Below are 16,426 nucleotides of genomic sequence, written 5' to 3'. Positions count from 1 at the left end.
AAGCCGCATGAGGCTTTCGCTAGCCTTTGCGGATTACCCGCGCGCCCGGCACGGGACGCGCGTAGCCAACAGGGACATGTCATGCCCGATACCCCGGCGAACACCACCTCGGCCCTGACCCCAGGCACGGGCGCCACCGTTTTGCCGCACAATCCCGGGGTGCCGCTGGCGACGGACTGGTTCGATCAAGCCGCCGTCAACACCCCCGCCGCCGAACGACGCGCCGAAACGCTGGCAACCCGGCGCAGTCTCAAGAAGGAATGGCAGGCGGCCTGGCTGGTCAACGCGATCCGCTGCATGGATCTGACGACGCTTGCGGGCGACGACACCGAAGCGCGGGTTGAACGACTGTGCGCCAAGGCGCGCAACCCGCTGGCCGATCACATCCTTGAAGGCCTTGGCCTGGCTTCGGCCCGGACCGGGGCAGTCTGCGTCTATCCCACCATGGTCGCCGCCGCCGCGCGCGCGCTGGACGGGTCAGGCATTCCCGTCGCTTCGGTCGCGACGGGCTTTCCGGCGGGGCTGATGCCGCTGGACCTGCGACTGGCCGAAATCCGTTATGCCGTGGGTCAGGGTGCGCAGGAAATCGACATCGTTATCACCCGCGCCCATGCGCTGCGCGCCGACTGGGCCGCGCTTTATGATGAGGTCGCCGCCATGCGCGAGGCTTGCGGGCCCGCGCATATGAAGGCGATTCTGGCCACCGGCGATCTGAAAACGCTGCGCAATGTCTACAAGGCCAGCATGGTGGCGATGCAGGCGGGTGCCGATTTCATCAAGACCTCGACGGGCAAGGAAGGGGTGAACGCCACCCTTCCGGTGTCGTTGACCATGGTGCGGGCGCTGCGCGACTATGGCGCGCGGACCGGCTTCCGCGTCGGCTTCAAACCCGCAGGCGGGATGAAGACGGCCAGGGATGCACTGGCCTGGCAGATCCTGATGAAAGAGGAACTGGGCACCGACTGGCTGCGCCCCGGCCTGTTCCGCCTGGGCGCGTCCTCGATGCTGGCCGATATCGAGCGGCAGTTGGATCACCACGTCACCGGGCGCTATGCGTCCACCAGCCGCCACGCCATCGCCTGAGGGAAAGATGCCGACCGTGACCGATATCCTTGAGACGATGGACTATGGCCCCGCCCCCGAGGCCACGACCGAGGTCCGCGCCTGGCTGGCCGCGCGTGGCCGTTTCGGACATTTCATCAACGGCACCTTCACCGCGCCGGGTCAGGTCTTTGGCACCACCGATCCCGCCACCGGCGAAGCCCTGGCCGAGGTGACGCAGGGCACGCCCGCCGATATTGCCGCCGCCGTGGCCGCCGCGCGCAAGGCGCAGCCGAAATGGGCCGCGCTGTCGGGGCACGAACGCGCGACGTGGCTTTACGCCATCGCCCGTCACATCCAGAAACGCGAACGCTTCCTGTCGGTGCTGGAGGTGCTGGACAACGGCAAACCGATCCGCGAGGCGCGCGACATCGACCTGCCGCTGGTGATCCGCCATTTCTACCACCACGCCGGCTGGGCCGAAATTCTGGCCGATGAATTCCCCGGTGTCGCGCCGCAGGGCGTCTGCGGCCAGATCATCCCGTGGAACTTTCCGCTGCTGATGCTGGCCTGGAAGGTCGCCCCCGCACTGGCCGCGGGCAACACGGTGGTGCTGAAACCCGCCGAATACACGCCGCTGACCGCGCTGGCCTTTGCCGAGATCTGCGCGGAAATCGGCCTGCCCCGCGGCGTGGTCAACATCGTCACCGGCGATGGCGATACCGGGGCCGCGCTGGTCGCTGCCCCCGTGGACAAGATCGCCTTCACCGGATCGACCGAGGTGGGGCGCGTGATCCGCCGCGCCACCGCCGGGTCGGCCAAGGCACTGACGCTGGAACTGGGCGGCAAATCGCCCTTCATCGTCTTTGCCGATGCCGATCTGGATGCCGCGGTCGAGGGCGTGGTCGATGCGATCTGGTTCAACCAGGGCCAGGTCTGCTGCGCGGGGTCCCGCCTGCTGGTGGCCGAGGCGGCGGTGGCCGATTTCACCGCACGCCTGACCGCACGGCTGGGCAAGCTGCGCATGGGCGACCCGCTGGACAAATGCACCGACATCGGCGCCATCGTGCATCCGGTGCAACTGGCGCGCATCCGCGATCTGGTTGCGCGCGGCGAGGCGGCGGGCGCGCATCTGGTGCAGGCCGAAATGCAACTGCCCGCCAAAGGCTGCTTCTTCGCCCCCGGGTTTCTGACCGGGGCCCAGCCTGCCAATCCCGCGATGGTCGAGGAAATCTTTGGCCCCGTCGCCACGCTGACCACCTTCCGCACACCCGACGAGGCGGTCGAACTGGCCAACAATACGCGCTACGGGCTTTCCGCCTCGATCTGGTCGGAAAACATCACGCTGGCCACCGATATTGCGGCACGGGTCAAGGCGGGGGTGGTCTGGATCAACTGCACCAATGTCTTCGACGCGGGCGCGGGCTTTGGCGGCATGCGCGAATCGGGCTTTGGCCGCGAAGGCGGGCGTGAGGGGATGGCGGCCTATCTGCGGGTGCCCGATCCAAAGCCGCTGGCCGAGACCGCGCCTGCGCCACTTGATGCCACGCCACTGCCGGGCGTGCCCGCAGCGTCCGGCATCGACCGGACAGCCAAGCTGTATATCGGCGGCGCGCAAAAGCGCCCCGATGGCGGCCACTCTTACGCCATCACGCATCGGGGCCGCGAAATCGGCCTGACGCCGCTTGGCAACCGCAAGGACATCCGCAACGCGGTCGAGGCCGCACACAAGGCCGCCGCCTGGGGCAAGGCCACCGGCCACAACCGCGCGCAGGTGCTGTATTACATCGCCGAAAACCTGTCAGCCCGGCAGACCGAATTCGAAGCGCGCCTGAAAGAGGCCGGGCATGACAAGGCCGAGGTCGCCGCCACGATCCGGCGCGCCTTCTGGTATGCCGCGCAGGCCGACAAGTTCGATGGCGCGGTCCATGCCACCAAATCGCGTCATGTCACGCTGGCCATGCACGAACCCTGGGGCGTGATGGGCCTCGCCTGTCCCAATGCCGCGCCGCTTCTGGGCTTTGCCAGCCTGGTGTTGCCCGCCATCGCCATGGGTAACCGGGTCGTGGCGATCCCGGCCCCATCGATGCCGCTGGCCGCCACCGACCTTTACCAGGTTTTCGACACCTCGGACCTGCCGGGCGGCGTGGTCAACATCGTCACCGGCGACCGGGACGACCTGACCCGCACGCTGGCCCGGCACGACGATGTGGCGGCGCTGTGGTCCTGCGGCCCCGACCCGGCGATGGTCGAGGCCGAAAGCGCGGGAAACCTGAAGGCCACCTGGGTCTTGCCGAACCGCGACTGGCACGGCCCGCAGGGGCAGGGCCGCGATTTTCTGGCCCATGCCGTTCAGGTCAAGAACATCTGGATTCCCTACGGGGAATGACCCCTAGCGCCGGAACCGATGCCGCAGCCGCGCCCAGGCCCCTTTGGCGCGCGCGCCTGCGGCATCGGCGCGATCCTCAACCCCGTCCCAGGCCTCGCCCACGTCCTCCAGCATCGGGTCGATCGACCGTTCGCGGAACTGCCGCCACATCGCCCGCAGATACAAAAGCGCCGCCCCGATCAGCGTCAGGATCACGATGTTCACCCAAGGGATGATCCGCGCATCCGGCCCGGACACCACCTTGACCGCCACCGCATTGGGAAAGATCGTCAGCCATTCGTTGCGCCAGCCGTAATGGGTGACCGACACCCATTTCGGCGCCTCGGCCGGGGATACAAGCGCGGTCGCCTCGGTCTGCAGGTTGGAACTGTCCAGCTTGAAATAGGGCGGCCAACCCCAGCCGGTATCCTCATTGCGGTAGACCATCGGCTTGCCATCGGGCTGCACCGTCTGGATGAAGAACACATCGCGGCTGGTCCCCGCAGCCGTGCCCACATCGGGCGAGGCCCAGAAGATCGAGTTTTCACCAAAATCGATCCGCCGGTTTTCGGTACCCACGATGCGCACGATGTCATGCTGTGGCAATGTGTAGTGGAAAAACCCGAAGATGGTCAGCGCAACCAGCGCCAGCAGGGTCCATTTCACATATTTCATCGCCGCCTCATGCATAATTGACCAGATAGACCACCAGCGCGACCACCGCGACCGGAATGACAAACACCAGCCAGATCAGTTTCCTGCGCAGGCTTCGTTCATAGGCCCGCATTCCTTCCTCGATATAGGCATCGCGTTCAAAGGTTGCAGCCCCCGGCTCGGTGCCTTCGTCCCAGCGTTTTTCCAGCCGTTCGCGCGCGGTCGAACGGGAATAGGCCGATACCATCACATAGATCAGGATCAGGACCAGAGATCCGAAAAAGGCCAGCTGGATTAGTGCGATCATCGTTTCACTCCGCAGTTGCCCCGACCATAGCGCCTTTGTCCGCCCCGGGCCACGCCGGACTTGCCCGGCGCCGATCGCCCCGCTAGCGTTTGGCCATGGAAAACCGGATTGCCCAGGAAATCGCCACCCGCCGCAAGGATCTGATCGCGCTTGCGCAGGATCTGATCCGTATTCCGACGCTGAACCCGCCGGGACGGAATTATCGTGAAATCTGCGATTATCTGGCCGCACGGCTGGAACCGCAGGGCTTTGCGATCCAGATGATCCGTGCCACCGGCGCCCCCGGCGACAGCGACAAATATCCCCGCTGGAACATCGTCGCACGGCGTGACGGGGCCGCCCCCGGCGAATGCGTGCACTTCAACTCGCACCACGATGTGGTTGAGGTTGGGCACGGCTGGACCCGTGATCCGTTCGGCGGGGAACTGGATGACGGCAAGGTCTATGGCCGCGGCGCCTGCGACATGAAGGGGGGCCTGGCCGCCAGCATCATCGCGGCCGAGGCCTTCATCGCCGCCTGCCCCGATTTCACCGGCGCGATCGAGATTTCGGCCACCGCGGATGAAGAAACCGGCGGCTATGGCGGCGTGGCCTATCTGGCCGGGCGTGGCTTTTTCGCGCCCGACCGGGTGCAGCATGTCATCATCCCCGAACCCCTGCACAAGGACCAGATCTGCCTTGGCCACCGCGGCGTCTGGTGGGCGGAAATCGAAACGCAGGGGCGCATCGCCCATGGGTCCATGCCGTTTCTGGGCGACAGCGCGATCCGCCACATGGGCGCCGTTCTGGCGGAAATCGAGGACACGCTTTACCCCCTGCTGGCGGGCAAGCACACGGCGATGCCCGTGATCCCCGAAGGCGCGCGGCAATCGACGCTGAACATCAATTCGATCCACGGCGGCGAGCCGGACCCTGAACCTGGCTTTACCGGCCTGCCCGCGCCCTGCGTGGCCGACCGCTGCCGCATCATCATCGACCGCCGCTTCCTGATCGAGGAAGACCTGGCCGAGGTGAAACACGAAGTCACCGCCCTGCTGGAACGCGTGAAGGCCCGGCGCCCCAGCTTCAGCTATGAAATCCGCGACCTGTTTGCGGTACAGCCCACGATGACCGACAAGAACGCCCCGATCGTGCGGTCCACCGCCGCCGCGATCGAGGCGGTGCTGGGCCGGCAGGCGCGCTATGTCGTCTCGCCCGGCACCTATGACCAGAAGCACATCGACCGGATCGGGCGGCTGAAGAACTGCATCGCCTACGGGCCGGGCGTTCTGGCGCTGGCGCATCAGCCCGACGAATGGGTGGGCGTCGACGACATGGCCGACAGCGCCCGCGTCATGGCGCTGGTGCTGGCCGAACTGCTGGCGCCCCCCGAACGGCAGACGCCCTGACCCGCCCTCAGACGGCGATATTGTCGATCAGCCGCACATCGCCCAGCCAGACCGCCGCCAGAAGCCGGGCGGGTTCGGACAGCGACGACAGCGGGCGCAGCCCTTCAACCGACCGCAATTCCAGATATTCCACCGGACCGAACCCCGCCCCCGCCAGCGCGGCGCGGGTCGTCTCCAGCGCCGCCGCAGCCTGCGTGCCGGCACGGATCGCCCCGACCGCAGCCTGCATCTGCGCATGCAGCTGCGGGGCCAGCGTGCGTTCGGCGGCCGACAGGCGCACATTGCGCGACGACATCGCCAGACCATCCGCCTCGCGGATCGTGGGGCAGCCGATGATGCGCACCGGAATGTTCAGATCGGCCACCAGCCGGCGGACCACCTGCAACTGCTGCCAGTCCTTTTCGCCAAAGAAGGCGCGGCCCGCCTGGGTCATGCCGAACAGCTTGGACACCACCGTCGCCACGCCGTCGAAATGACCCGGACGGAAGGCGCCCTCCAGCGGTTCTGACACGCCCGTCACGGATACCGTGGTGGCAAAACCGTCGGGATACACCTCATCCACGCCCGGCGCGAACAGCACATCGACCCCTTCCGCCTGCAACAGGGCCAGGTCATGCGCCTCATCCCGGGGGTATTTCTTAAGATCTTCGGGGTTGTTGAACTGCATCGGATTGACAAAGATCGTCACGATCACCCGGTCCGATTGCGCACGCGCCGCGCGGGCCAGGCTCAGATGCCCGTCATGCAGCGCGCCCATCGTGGGCACCACGCCCACCAGCATGCCCGAACGTTTCCATCCCGCGACCTTTTCCTGCAGCTCGGCGCTGGTGCGGATCACCTGGGTCATTTCGCCCCCTCATCGGCAAAGACATGTTCGGGACCGGGAAAGCGGCGCGCGCGCACCTCACCGGCATAGGCGGCCACGGCGGTCTCGGCGGCGGCGCCAAGCTCGCCAAAGCGTTTCACGAATTTCGGTTTGAAATCGGTGAACAGGCCCAGCATGTCATCGACCACCAGAACCTGCCCGTCACAGCCCGCCCCCGCGCCGATGCCGATCGTGGGAATGGGCAACTCGGCCGTCACCGCATCGGCCAGCCGCGCGGGCACCTTTTCCAGCACCACCGCAAAGGCCCCCGCCCCGGCCACGGCCCGGGCATCGGCGCGCAGGCGTTCGGCATCGGCGCCCCGGCCCTGCACCTTGTAGCCGCCCAGTGTATTCACCGATTGCGGCGTCAGCCCGACATGGCCCATCACCGGAATGCCGCGCGCCACCAGAAAGGCGATGGTGTCGGCCATGTGCCGCCCGCCTTCCAGCTTGACCGCGCCTGCCCCGGTTTCCGCCATGATCCGCGCGGCATTGCGAAAGGCCTGTTCGGGGCCTTCCTCATAACTGCCAAAGGGCATGTCCACGACGATCAGCGCCCGCGATGCGCCGCGCGCCACCGCGCAGGCGTGCAGGATCATCATCTCCATCGTCACGCCAAGGGTCGAGGGCAGGCCATGCAGCACCATCCCCACCGAATCCCCCACCAGGATCAGGTCGCAATGCGCATCCACCAGCCGGGCCACCGGCGTGGTATAGGCCGTCAGACAGACGATCGGCGCGCCGCCCTTCTGCGCGGCAATATCGGCGGGCATCCGTGCACGGGCCTGTCCGGTGACACTCATGGCGACCTCCCTGGGGTTTCTTCGTCACGGGTCTTAAAACGTTAAGGCGCGGGAAGAAAGAATATTTCTTCTGCGATGCAGAACGCGCAATCTTTTCCCGACTGGTCAAAGCGGGCGCGCCAAATTGCTTGATCGGCGCCCGTGATCGGGTCAATCATGCGCCAAAAGCAGGGGCACGCAGGCCCCTGCGGGCCTGTGATTATGGCCCTGCAATCAAGGGGAAGCCTGATGATCCATCGCCTGACCATCTCTGCCGCCATTGTCGCGCTGTGCACGGGAACAGCCCTTGCCGCGCCGGACGCCATCACGCTGGGCATGGTGCTGGAACCGCCAAACCTTGACCCGACCGCCGGTGCCGCCGCGGCGATCGACGAAGTGGTCTATGCCAATGTCTTCGAAGGCTTGACGCGATTCGGCCCCGATGGCGCGATCCGCCCAGGCCTTGCCGAACGCTGGGACGTGTCCGACGACGGCACCACCTATACCTTTCACCTGCGCCAGGGCGTACGCTTTCACGATGGCAGCGGATTTGACGCCGAGGATGTCAGGTTCACCCTGGACCGTGCCCGCGCCGAAGACAGCGCCAACGCGCAAAAGGCGCTGTTTGCCGGCATCGCCACGGTCGAGGTGGTGGACCCGGCCACCGTGCGCGTGACGCTGTCGGCGCCGGACGGGGCCTTCCCCTTCAAGATGGCCTGGGGCGATGCGGTGATCGTGGCCCCCGAAACCGCCGCCGACCTGGCGACCCGGCCGGTCGGAACCGGCCCCTTCAGCTTTGGCGAATGGGTGCAGGGCGACCGTGTCACGCTGCAGGCCTTTGCTGACTATTGGGGCGAAAAGCCGGCGCTGCAGACCGCCACCTTCCGCTTCATCCCCGACCCGACCGCGGCCTTTGCGGCGATGATGGCGGGCGATGTGGATGCCTTCCCGAACTTCCCCGCCCCCGAAACCCTGCCCCAGCTTGAGGCGGATCCCCGCTTCAGGGTCATCGTCGGATCGACCGAGGGCGAGACGATCCTGGCGATGAACAACCGCAAGGCACCGCTGGATGATGTGCGCGTGCGCCAGGCCATCGCCCATGCGATCAACCGCCAAGAGGTGATCGACGGCGCGATGTTCGGCTATGGCACCCCGATCGGCACCCATTTCGCGCCGCACAACCCCGATTACCAGGATCTGACCGCCCTGTCCGCGCATGATCCCGACAAGGCCCGCGCCCTGCTGGAAACGGCGGGCGTGGCCGATCTGACCCTGCGCCTGGCGCTGCCGCCACCGACCTATGCCCGCCGCGGCGGCGAGATCATCGCGGCCCAACTGGCCGCCGTGGGGATCAAGACCCAGATCACCAACCTGGAATGGGCGCAATGGCTGGAACAGGTGTTCAAGGGCAAGGATTTCGACCTGACCATCATCAGCCATACCGAACCCGCCGATATCGATATCTACGCGCGTGAGGATTACTATTTCGGCTATGCCCGGCCGGAATTCGTGACCCTGATGGGGGAACTGGGCCGCACCGCCGACCCGGCCGAACGCAGCGCCCTGCTGAAATCCGCGCAGGACATGATCGCGCAGGATTACGTCAATGGCTATCTGTTCCAGCTGGCCAAGACCGGGGTTGCGGATGCCCGCATCGAAGGGCTTTGGGAAAATGCCCCCACCCAGGCCAATGATCTGACGCAGGTGCGCTGGACCGACTGACCCGGCGCGGGCGGCCCGGACCGGCGCCGCCCGCCCTGCTTTCCCCGATGCCGGGCCAAGACCTGCGCCCCGTCATGCGCCGCCCGCCAGGCCCACTGTGAAAGACCCGATGAACCTGTTCCCCCTGACGCCTGACGCCGCCGAACCCGAAATCACCCGCCCCGATCCCGCCCGGGTGCTGGCGGGTGATCCGGTCCATACCACCTGGAATGCCGAAGACCGTGACGGGCTTTATTGCGGCATCTGGCAATCTACCCCCGGCACCTGGCGCGTCGCCTATGACGAATGGGAATATTGCCGCATTCTGGCGGGGCGTTCGGTGATCACCGGCGATGACGGCACCCGGATGCAGGTCGGGCCCGGCGACAGCTTTGTGATCCGGCCCGGTTTCACCGGAACCTGGGAGGTGCAGGAAACCACGCGCAAGGACTATGTGATCGTGCTGCGCTGACCCGGCCCCCCCGGCGCGGGCGGCCCTAGCCCGGGCTGCCGCGCAGTTCCGCATCGCGGATGGCGCGCGCCCGCGCCTCGGTCTCGACGACCGAGGCGGGAACCACCGTGCCCGCCGCCAGCGCCGCGCGATCCGCCTCAATCGCGGCGACATCGCTGGCCGGCACCAGATAGCCCGAGGACAGTTCCACCATCGGCCCTTCCAGCGCCAGGCTTTCGGCACGCGTGCGCACCTTGACCCGCGTGCCAAGGTCCATCTCGTCATACAGGTCGATGATGTCCTGATTGAACAGCCGGATACAGCCCGCCGAGGTCGCCTTGCCGATCGAGCCTGGGTCCATCGTGCCATGGATGCGGTACATCGTGTCGCGCCCGTTGCGATACAGATACAGCGCCCGCGCGCCCAGCGGATTGTCCAGCCCCCCCGGCAGCCCCGCCGCCAGCGGGCCGTAAAGTTCGGGGTCCTGCCGGATCATGTTTTTCGTCGGTGCCCAATAGGGATATTCCTGCTTGCGCTGCACCACGGCCGACCCGGTGAACCCACGCCCTTCCTGGCCGACGGCGATGCCAAAGCGCATCGCCAGCCCGGGTTCGGTGACGTGATACAAAAGCCGCGCATGGGGATCGACGACGATCGTGCCGGGCGCCTCGGGGCCCTGATATTTAACCCAGCGGCGCGTGTTGCGCTCGGTCAGATAGGCGGGGTTGACCGCAGGAATCACCCGATCGCCATCCTGACGCGCCTGATATTCGACCGGCACCGCGCCGCCACGGCTGCTTTGCGTGGGCGCCCCGCCGCAGGCAGCAAGGGCCACCAGAATTAGCATGCCCAGGCCCGGGCGGATGGATCGGATCAAAATGGCTTTCACGGCAGTCAGCCCCCGCTAAAATCGATTCCCGCGCGCACCGGGTCCGGCTATCAGCGCCCGCCACGCATGGCCCGTCAACCCTGCCGGGGCGCAAAGGTTCCCCCGGCGCGCGAAAAAACCTTGCCGCCCGGCCAGTTGCACACCTTGACCACGGGCGCGCGCCGGGCCAGCCTTCGCCGGAAGGGGGACCCGATGACGCGCTATCTGATCAACCGCGCCCTGTCGCTCGCGACAAGCCTGATCGTGGCCAGCCTTGTCATCTTTGCCATGATCGAGGTGATCCCGGGCGATCCGGCGGCCTATATGCTGGGCCTGAACGCAAGCCCCGATACGGTGGCGGCCCTGCGTGAGACGCTGGGCCTGAACCAGTCGCTGCCCGCGCGCTACCTGTCATGGCTGGGCGGCATGCTGCGCGGCGATTTCGGGGTTTCCTATACCTACAAGGTGCCGGTGGCGGATCTGGTCGCCGACCGGCTGGCGGTGTCGCTGCCGCTTGCGGCGCTGGCGCTGGCGCTGTCGACGGCGCTGGCGCTGCCGACAGGGCTTCTGGCGGCGGCGCGGCGCGGGCGGGCGGCGGATGCGGCGGTGATCGGGGCCACCCAGCTGGGCATCGCGGTGCCGAACTTCTGGTTCGCGATGCTGCTGGTGCTGGTCTTCGCGGTGCAATGGCGGCTGTTCCCGGCCGGCGGCTTTCCGGGCTGGGCCGATCCCCTGGCCGCCCTGCGCGCGCTGGTGCTGCCTGCGGTGGCACTGGCGCTGCCACAGGCCGCGATCCTGGCGCGTGTACTGCGATCCGCGCTGATTGAAACGATGGGCCAGGATTACATCCGCACCGCCCGCGCCAAGGGCCTCAGCCAGGGCCGCGCGCTGACCCGCCATGCCTTCCGCAACGCCCTGATCCCGGTGCTGACCATCCTGGGCATGCAGTTTTCCTTCCTGCTGGCGGGCGCGATCATCATCGAGAATGTGTTCTACCTGCCCGGCCTTGGGCGTCTGATCTTTCAGGCGATCACCCAGCGCGACCTGATCGTGGTGGAATCGGTGGTGATGATCCTTGTGCTGGCGGTGATCCTTGTGACCTTCCTGACCGATCTGGCCTATGCCGCGATCGACCCAAGACTAAGGCACCGCGCATGAGACCCGCCCTGATCCTTGGCACCGCACTGTGCCTTGCAGCCCTGGCCGCGGCCCTGCTGTCGCTGGTCTGGACCCCGCATGACGTGACCCGGATGGCCATCGCGCAACGCCTGCAGCCGCCATCGCTGGCGCATTGGGCGGGCACCGATCATTTCGGGCGCGACATCGCCTCGATGCTGATGTCGGGGGCGCGCACCTCGCTGGCGGTGGCGCTGGTGGCGGTGGGCATCGGCATGGGCCTGGGCGTGCCGCTTGGCCTGACCGCCGCGGCCCGGCGCGGCAGCTGGCCCGATGAGCTGATCATGCGCGGCAACGACCTGATCTTTGCCTTTCCCAGCCTTGTGATCGCCATCCTGATCACCGCCGTCTTCGGCCCCTCGGCCACCAATGCGATCATCGCCATCGGCATCTTCAACATCCCCGTCTTCGCCCGCGTGGCCCGCGCCGGCGCGCTCAGCCTGTGGACGCTGGATTACATCCGCGCAGCACAGGTGGCGGGCAAGGGGCGGGCGCGGATTTCGGGCGAACACATCCTGCCCAACATCGCCAACCTGCTGATCGTGCAGGGCACGATCCAGTTCTCGCTGGGCGTTCTGGCCGAGGCGGGGCTGAGCTATGTGGGCCTGGGTGCCCAGCCGCCCACGCCCAGCTGGGGCCGGATGCTGGCCGAGGCGCAGACGATGGTGACGCTGGCCCCCCATGTGGCACTGGCACCCGGGCTTGCGATCGTGGTCACGGTGCTGGGGCTGAACCTGCTGGGCGATGGTCTGCGCGATGCGCTTGACCCCCGGCTGCGGGGGCGGCTTGCATGACGCTGCTGTCAATTCAGGATCTGTCGGTCCACATCGGGTCCACGCCGGTCCTGTCAGAAATCTCACTGACGATTGCGCCCGGGGAAACGCTGGGCGTCGTCGGTGAAAGCGGATCAGGCAAGTCGATGACCGCGCTGGCCGCCATCGGCCTGCTGCCCCAGGGCGCCCGCGCCGCCGGCCGCGTCGTCCTTGAAGGCCAGGATCTGCTGTCGCTGCCCGAACGCGCCCTGTGCGCCCTGCGCGGCAACCGGATCGGGATGATCTTTCAGGAACCTATGACCGCGCTGAACCCGCTGATGACCATCGGCGATCAGGTCGCCGAAACGCTGCGGGTGCACAAGGCCATGCCCCGGACCGGGGCGCTGGCGATCGCGCGCGACCGGCTGGACCGCGTCGGCCTGCCCGAATCCCGCTTTCCGCTGACCCTTTACCCACATGAACTGTCCGGCGGGCAACGCCAGCGCGTCGCCATCGCGCTGGCCATCGCGGCAGGCCCCCGGCTTCTGATCGCGGATGAACCCACAACGGCACTGGATGTGACAACCCAGGCGCAGATCCTGGACCTTCTGCGCGATCTGGCCGCCGAAAAGGGCATGGCCCTGATGCTGATCACCCATGACCTGGCCGTCGTGGCGGGCATGGCCAATCGCGTCGCGGTGATGAAATCGGGCCGCATCGTGGAAACCGGCCCGACCGAAGCCCTGTTCCGCACCCGCTCCCATCCCTATACCGCCGCGCTGTTCGCGGCCTCTGCCCCGCGCAGACCACCGCCCACGCCCCCGGCCCCGCCGACGGATCATGAGTATTTGGACCAAGAAGAAACGGCAGGGTCTTCTTCTTGGCAAAAATACTCAAATTCCCCGGCACAGGAGGGCGCGCCGCTTCTGGTCGTGGATCGCGCCCGACGCATCTATCGGCTTGCGCGCCCCGCCCCCTTTGCCCCCCACCCCGAACTGCAGGCGCTGGCAGATGTCAGCTTCTGCCTGCAGGCCGGCGAAAGCCTGGGCCTGGTAGGGGAATCGGGCTGTGGCAAGTCGACGCTGACCCGCGCGATCCTGGGGCTTGATCCCTTGCAGGGCGGGCAGATCCGGCTGGCCGGGCACGCTGTCGGACCCTTGATGCCGGGGCCGCAACGCGCGCAGGTGCAGGTCGTGTTTCAGGACCCTTACGGCAGTTTCAACCCCCGCCACCGGGTCGAGCGACTGATTGCCGAGCCCTTCCATCTGACCGGACGCCCGGCCGACTGGCGAGACCGCGTCGCCGAAAGCCTGCGCGAGGTGGGGCTGACGCCCGATGACGGGCGCAAATACATCCACGCCTTTTCCGGCGGCCAGCGTCAGCGCATCGCCATCGCCCGTGCGCTGATCATCCGCCCCGCGCTGATTGTTCTGGATGAAGCCGTCTCGGCGCTGGATGTGCAGGTTCGCCTGCAGGTGCTTGATCTGCTTGCCCGCCTGCGCGACAGCCACCGGCTGTCTTACCTGTTCATCTCGCATGACCTGTCGGTCGTGCGGCAGGTGACATCGCGGGTGCTGGTGATGCAGGCAGGCCGCATCGTCGAGGCCGGTCCGACCGAGGCCGTCCTCACCACCCCCAAACATGCCTATACGCAACGGCTTCTGGCCGCGACCCCGCGCATCCCCCCCGCCTGGCTGGAGCAAAGCCCATGACCCAAGAACTTCTGCGCCAGACGCTCTGGTTCAATCCCGCCGAACTGCTGATCGGGGGGCACTGGCGCCCCTGCGATCGGCATCTGCCGGTCGAGAACCCTTCGACCGGGCAGATCATCGGCCAGATCGCCCGGGCCGATGCCGCCACTGTCGATGAGGCCGTCACCGCGGCACGGGCTGCGCTCTCGGGCGACTGGGGCCGTCTGGGTGCGGTCCGGCGTGGCCGCATCCTGGCCCGGATCGGGCAGATCGTCAGCGACCGGGCCGAGGCGCTGGCGGTTCTGGAATCGCTGGATGTCGGCAAGCCGCTGGCACAGGCACGGGCCGATGCACTGGCGCTGGCGCGCTACATGGAATTCTACGCCGGCGCCGCCGACAAGGTGATGGGCCATACGATCCCCTATCAACCCGGCTACACCGCCTATACCCTGCGCGAACCGCATGGCGTGACCGCCCATATCGTGCCCTGGAACTATCCGATGCAGATCATTGGCCGTTCCGTGGGCGCGGCGCTGGCCATGGGCAATGCGGCGGTACTGAAACCCGCCGAAGAGGCAAGCCTGACCGCGCTGGCCTTTGCCCGCATCGCGGTTGAGGCCGGGCTGCCCGCCGGCGCGCTGAATGTGATCCCGGGCCTGGGCGAGGAAGCCGGCGCCGCGCTGGCCGCCCACCCCGGTGTCAACCACATCAGCTTTACCGGATCGGTCGGCGTCGGCATCCGGATCCAGTCCGCCGCCGCCCGCAATGTGGTGCCGGTCACGCTGGAACTTGGCGGCAAGTCGCCGCAACTGGTCTTTGCCGATGCCGATCTTGATCGCGCCCTGCCCTTTCTGGTGAACGCGGGGGTGCAGAATGCAGGCCAGACCTGTTCGGCCAGTGCGCGCATTCTGGTGGAACGCAAGCGCCATGCCGAGGTGGTCGAGCGCATGGCCGCAAGCTATGCCAGGCTGCGGGTGGGACCCGCACTGTCCGATCTTGACCTGGGACCCCTGATCTCGGCGCGTCAGAAGGCGGTTGTGGAAGGCTACCTGGCGCTGGCCGGTGACCTGAGCGTTGCCGCGATCGGCAGGATCGAGGCCGATGCCCCGCCGGGCGGCCATTACGTCGCCCCCCGCCTGCTGGCCGACGTACGCCCCGATCACCGGCTGGCGCAAGAGGAAATCTTTGGCCCCGCGCAGGTGATCATCCCCTTCGATGACGAAGACGAGGCTGTGGCCATCGCCAATGGCACCGACTATGGCCTGGTCGCCGCCGTCTGGTCGGAAAATGGCGCCCGCCAGATGCGGCTGGCACACAGGCTGCGGGCGGGGCAAGTCTATCTGAACAACTATGGCGCGGGCGGCGGGGTCGAGTTGCCCTTTGGCGGCACCGGAAAATCCGGCCACGGCCGCGAAAAGGGCTTTGAGGCGCTGTACGGGTTTTCAACCCTCAAGACCGTCGCTGCCTGGCACGGCTGACCCTTTCGGCTTTGTCCAAATATCCCGGGGGGAGGCCTTGGCGCGCCCCGCACGGGCGCGGCAAGGCCCGGGGGGCAGCGCCCCCCGCCCGGCGGCAGTGCTTGCCTCACGGCGAAATTCTGACACTCTGCCGTAAACAGCGAAGGACATTGCAGATGCGGTTGAAGGACAAGACGGCGATCGTGACCGGCGGGGCCTCGGGGTTCGGGGCCGGGATCGCGCGGCGCTTTGCCGCCGAAGGCGCGCAGGTCATGGTGGCCGACATCAGCCCCGCCGCGCAGGCGCTTGCCAATGAGATCGGCGGGCTCGCCTGGACCGTGGACGTCAGCCGCGATGCGGATGTGGCCGCGATGGCCCGGGCTGCGGCCGACAGATGGGGCGGGCTGGACATTCTGGTGAACAACGCCGGTATCACGCACCTGCCGCAACCGATGGAAGATGTTGCCGAGGCCGAATTCGACCGGGTGCTTGCCGTGAACGCGAAATCGGTCTTTCTGACCACGCGCCACATCGTGCCGATGATGAAGGCGGCCGGGCGCGGCGCGATCCTGAATGTCGCCTCGACCGCCGGGGTCAGCCCGCGCCCGCGGCTTTGCTGGTACAATGCCTCGAAGGGCTGGATGATCACCGCGACGCGCGCGATGGCGGTGGAACTGGCGCCCTTCGGTGTGCGCGTCAACGCCATCAATCCGGTCGCCGGCGAAACGCCCCTGCTGAAATCCTTCATGGGTGAGGACACGCCGGACATGCGGGCAAAGTTCCTGTCAAGCATTCCGATCGGCCGGTTTTCGACGCCCGAAGATATGGCGGCGGCGGCGCTATACCTGTGTTCTGATGAGGCCTCGATGGTGACGGGCGTTGCGCTGGAGGTCGATGGCGGACGCTGCATCTGAGGGCGCCCGGG

At 67.2% G+C, this 16,426-nt stretch carries 15 protein-coding genes; 10 read left to right on the top strand and 5 right to left on the bottom strand.

What is annotated here, in order from left to right; all coding sequences use genetic code 11:
• Nucleotides 1–81: 81 nt before the first annotated feature.
• Complete coding sequence (deoC, locus tag ACK8OU_RS08235) at nt 82–1,083, top strand: deoxyribose-phosphate aldolase (protein WP_410302896.1); 1,002 nt, start codon at nt 82–84, stop codon at nt 1,081–1,083.
• Nucleotides 1,084–1,090: 7 nt separating this feature from the next.
• The gene (locus ACK8OU_RS08230) at nt 1,091–3,430 is read left to right on the top strand and encodes an aldehyde dehydrogenase family protein (protein ID WP_410302895.1); all 2,340 of its coding nucleotides are present in this window, start codon (nt 1,091–1,093) and stop codon (nt 3,428–3,430) included.
• 3 nt (nt 3,431–3,433) lie between these two features.
• Here the strand turns inward: ACK8OU_RS08230 and ACK8OU_RS08225 are convergent, their stop codons facing one another.
• Together ACK8OU_RS08225 and ACK8OU_RS08220 are read right to left on the bottom strand one after the other, a co-directional pair.
• A complete protein-coding gene (locus ACK8OU_RS08225) occupies nt 3,434–4,084 on the bottom strand; it encodes a DUF1523 family protein (protein ID WP_410302894.1) in 651 nt (216 codons plus the stop codon).
• 7 nt (nt 4,085–4,091) lie between these two features.
• A complete protein-coding gene (locus ACK8OU_RS08220; protein WP_410302893.1) occupies nt 4,092–4,370 on the bottom strand; it encodes a hypothetical protein in 279 nt (92 codons plus the stop codon).
• Nucleotides 4,371–4,465: 95 nt separating this feature from the next.
• On the opposite strand from ACK8OU_RS08220, the gene ACK8OU_RS08215 reads away from it, so the two are divergent.
• Nucleotides 4,466–5,758, top strand: a complete 1,293-nt coding sequence (locus ACK8OU_RS08215) for an acetylornithine deacetylase/succinyl-diaminopimelate desuccinylase family protein (RefSeq protein WP_410302892.1) — start codon at nt 4,466–4,468, stop codon at nt 5,756–5,758.
• A 7-nt stretch (nt 5,759–5,765) separates the two neighbouring features.
• Here the strand turns inward: ACK8OU_RS08215 and panC are convergent, their stop codons facing one another.
• Together panC and panB are read right to left on the bottom strand one after the other, a co-directional pair.
• Nucleotides 5,766–6,605: a pantoate--beta-alanine ligase gene (gene panC / locus ACK8OU_RS08210; protein WP_410302891.1), complete on the bottom strand. Its 840-nt coding sequence runs from the start codon at nt 6,603–6,605 to the stop codon at nt 5,766–5,768.
• Nucleotides 6,602–7,426 carry a 3-methyl-2-oxobutanoate hydroxymethyltransferase gene (gene panB, locus ACK8OU_RS08205; RefSeq protein WP_410302890.1) on the bottom strand — a complete coding sequence of 275 codons (825 nt, stop codon included), beginning with the start codon at nt 7,424–7,426 and terminating at the stop codon, nt 6,602–6,604. The genes panC and panB overlap by 4 nt, the downstream gene beginning before the upstream one ends.
• A 228-nt stretch (nt 7,427–7,654) precedes the next feature.
• Between panB and ACK8OU_RS08200 the strand changes: the two genes are divergently transcribed.
• Together ACK8OU_RS08200 and ACK8OU_RS08195 are read left to right on the top strand one after the other, a co-directional pair.
• Entirely contained in the window at nt 7,655–9,127 is a 1,473-nt protein-coding gene (locus ACK8OU_RS08200) for an ABC transporter substrate-binding protein (RefSeq protein WP_410302889.1), read from the top strand.
• Between the two features lie 109 nt (nt 9,128–9,236).
• A complete protein-coding gene (locus ACK8OU_RS08195; RefSeq protein WP_410302888.1) occupies nt 9,237–9,578 on the top strand; it encodes a cupin domain-containing protein in 342 nt (113 codons plus the stop codon).
• Between the two features lie 25 nt (nt 9,579–9,603).
• Here ACK8OU_RS08195 and ACK8OU_RS08190 read toward each other — a convergent pair whose 3' ends face one another.
• The gene (locus ACK8OU_RS08190; protein WP_410302887.1) at nt 9,604–10,404 is read right to left on the bottom strand and encodes a L,D-transpeptidase; all 801 of its coding nucleotides are present in this window, start codon (nt 10,402–10,404) and stop codon (nt 9,604–9,606) included.
• Nucleotides 10,405–10,638: 234 nt separating this feature from the next.
• Here ACK8OU_RS08190 and ACK8OU_RS08185 point away from each other — a divergent pair, with 234 nt between their 5' ends.
• The 5 genes from ACK8OU_RS08185 to ACK8OU_RS08165 all read left to right on the top strand — a co-directional run bounded on the left by ACK8OU_RS08185 (nt 10,639) and on the right by ACK8OU_RS08165 (nt 16,415).
• Nucleotides 10,639–11,583, top strand: coding sequence for an ABC transporter permease (locus tag ACK8OU_RS08185; RefSeq protein ID WP_410302886.1), 945 nt, complete (start codon nt 10,639–10,641; stop codon nt 11,581–11,583).
• Complete coding sequence (locus tag ACK8OU_RS08180) at nt 11,580–12,395, top strand: ABC transporter permease (RefSeq protein WP_410302885.1); 816 nt, start codon at nt 11,580–11,582, stop codon at nt 12,393–12,395. Before ACK8OU_RS08185 ends, ACK8OU_RS08180 begins: the two co-directional genes overlap by 4 nt.
• Nucleotides 12,392–14,065: an ABC transporter ATP-binding protein gene (locus tag ACK8OU_RS08175; RefSeq protein ID WP_410302884.1), complete on the top strand. Its 1,674-nt coding sequence runs from the start codon at nt 12,392–12,394 to the stop codon at nt 14,063–14,065. The genes ACK8OU_RS08180 and ACK8OU_RS08175 overlap by 4 nt, the downstream gene beginning before the upstream one ends.
• Entirely contained in the window at nt 14,062–15,522 is a 1,461-nt protein-coding gene (locus tag ACK8OU_RS08170) for an aldehyde dehydrogenase family protein (protein ID WP_410302883.1), read from the top strand. The genes ACK8OU_RS08175 and ACK8OU_RS08170 overlap by 4 nt, the downstream gene beginning before the upstream one ends.
• Nucleotides 15,523–15,677: 155 nt before the next feature.
• Nucleotides 15,678–16,415 (top strand): glucose 1-dehydrogenase, encoded by a 738-nt coding sequence (locus ACK8OU_RS08165; RefSeq protein WP_410302882.1) that lies wholly within the window; start codon nt 15,678–15,680, stop codon nt 16,413–16,415.
• Nucleotides 16,416–16,426 lie beyond the last annotated feature (11 nt).

Source organism: Pontitalea aquivivens, from assembly GCF_046507575.1.
Classification (GTDB): domain Bacteria; phylum Pseudomonadota; class Alphaproteobacteria; order Rhodobacterales; family Rhodobacteraceae; genus Pontitalea; species Pontitalea aquivivens.
The sequence above is the reverse complement of the archived record's forward strand: the minus strand, read 5'-3'. Positions and strand labels throughout refer to the sequence as shown.

Bases quoted from the DNA above. Each gene is read 5' to 3' on its own strand.
- panB (WP_410302890.1), bottom strand. From the start codon at position 7,426: ATGAGTGTCACCGGACAGGCCCGTGCACGGATGCCCGCCGATATTGCC.
- ACK8OU_RS08175 (WP_410302884.1), top strand. From the start codon at position 12,392: ATGACGCTGCTGTCAATTCAGGATCTGTCGGTCCACATCGGGTCCACG.
- ACK8OU_RS08200 (WP_410302889.1), top strand. From the start codon at position 7,655: ATGATCCATCGCCTGACCATCTCTGCCGCCATTGTCGCGCTGTGCACG.
- ACK8OU_RS08180 (WP_410302885.1), top strand. From the start codon at position 11,580: ATGAGACCCGCCCTGATCCTTGGCACCGCACTGTGCCTTGCAGCCCTG.
- panC (WP_410302891.1), bottom strand. From the start codon at position 6,605: ATGACCCAGGTGATCCGCACCAGCGCCGAGCTGCAGGAAAAGGTCGCG.
- ACK8OU_RS08230 (WP_410302895.1), top strand. From the start codon at position 1,091: ATGCCGACCGTGACCGATATCCTTGAGACGATGGACTATGGCCCCGCC.
- ACK8OU_RS08185 (WP_410302886.1), top strand. From the start codon at position 10,639: ATGACGCGCTATCTGATCAACCGCGCCCTGTCGCTCGCGACAAGCCTG.
- ACK8OU_RS08165 (WP_410302882.1), top strand. From the start codon at position 15,678: ATGCGGTTGAAGGACAAGACGGCGATCGTGACCGGCGGGGCCTCGGGG.
- ACK8OU_RS08215 (WP_410302892.1), top strand. From the start codon at position 4,466: ATGGAAAACCGGATTGCCCAGGAAATCGCCACCCGCCGCAAGGATCTG.
- ACK8OU_RS08225 (WP_410302894.1), bottom strand. From the start codon at position 4,084: ATGAAATATGTGAAATGGACCCTGCTGGCGCTGGTTGCGCTGACCATC.
- ACK8OU_RS08195 (WP_410302888.1), top strand. From the start codon at position 9,237: ATGAACCTGTTCCCCCTGACGCCTGACGCCGCCGAACCCGAAATCACC.
- deoC (WP_410302896.1), top strand. From the start codon at position 82: ATGCCCGATACCCCGGCGAACACCACCTCGGCCCTGACCCCAGGCACG.
- ACK8OU_RS08220 (WP_410302893.1), bottom strand. From the start codon at position 4,370: ATGATCGCACTAATCCAGCTGGCCTTTTTCGGATCTCTGGTCCTGATC.
- ACK8OU_RS08190 (WP_410302887.1), bottom strand. From the start codon at position 10,404: ATGCTAATTCTGGTGGCCCTTGCTGCCTGCGGCGGGGCGCCCACGCAA.
- ACK8OU_RS08170 (WP_410302883.1), top strand. From the start codon at position 14,062: ATGACCCAAGAACTTCTGCGCCAGACGCTCTGGTTCAATCCCGCCGAA.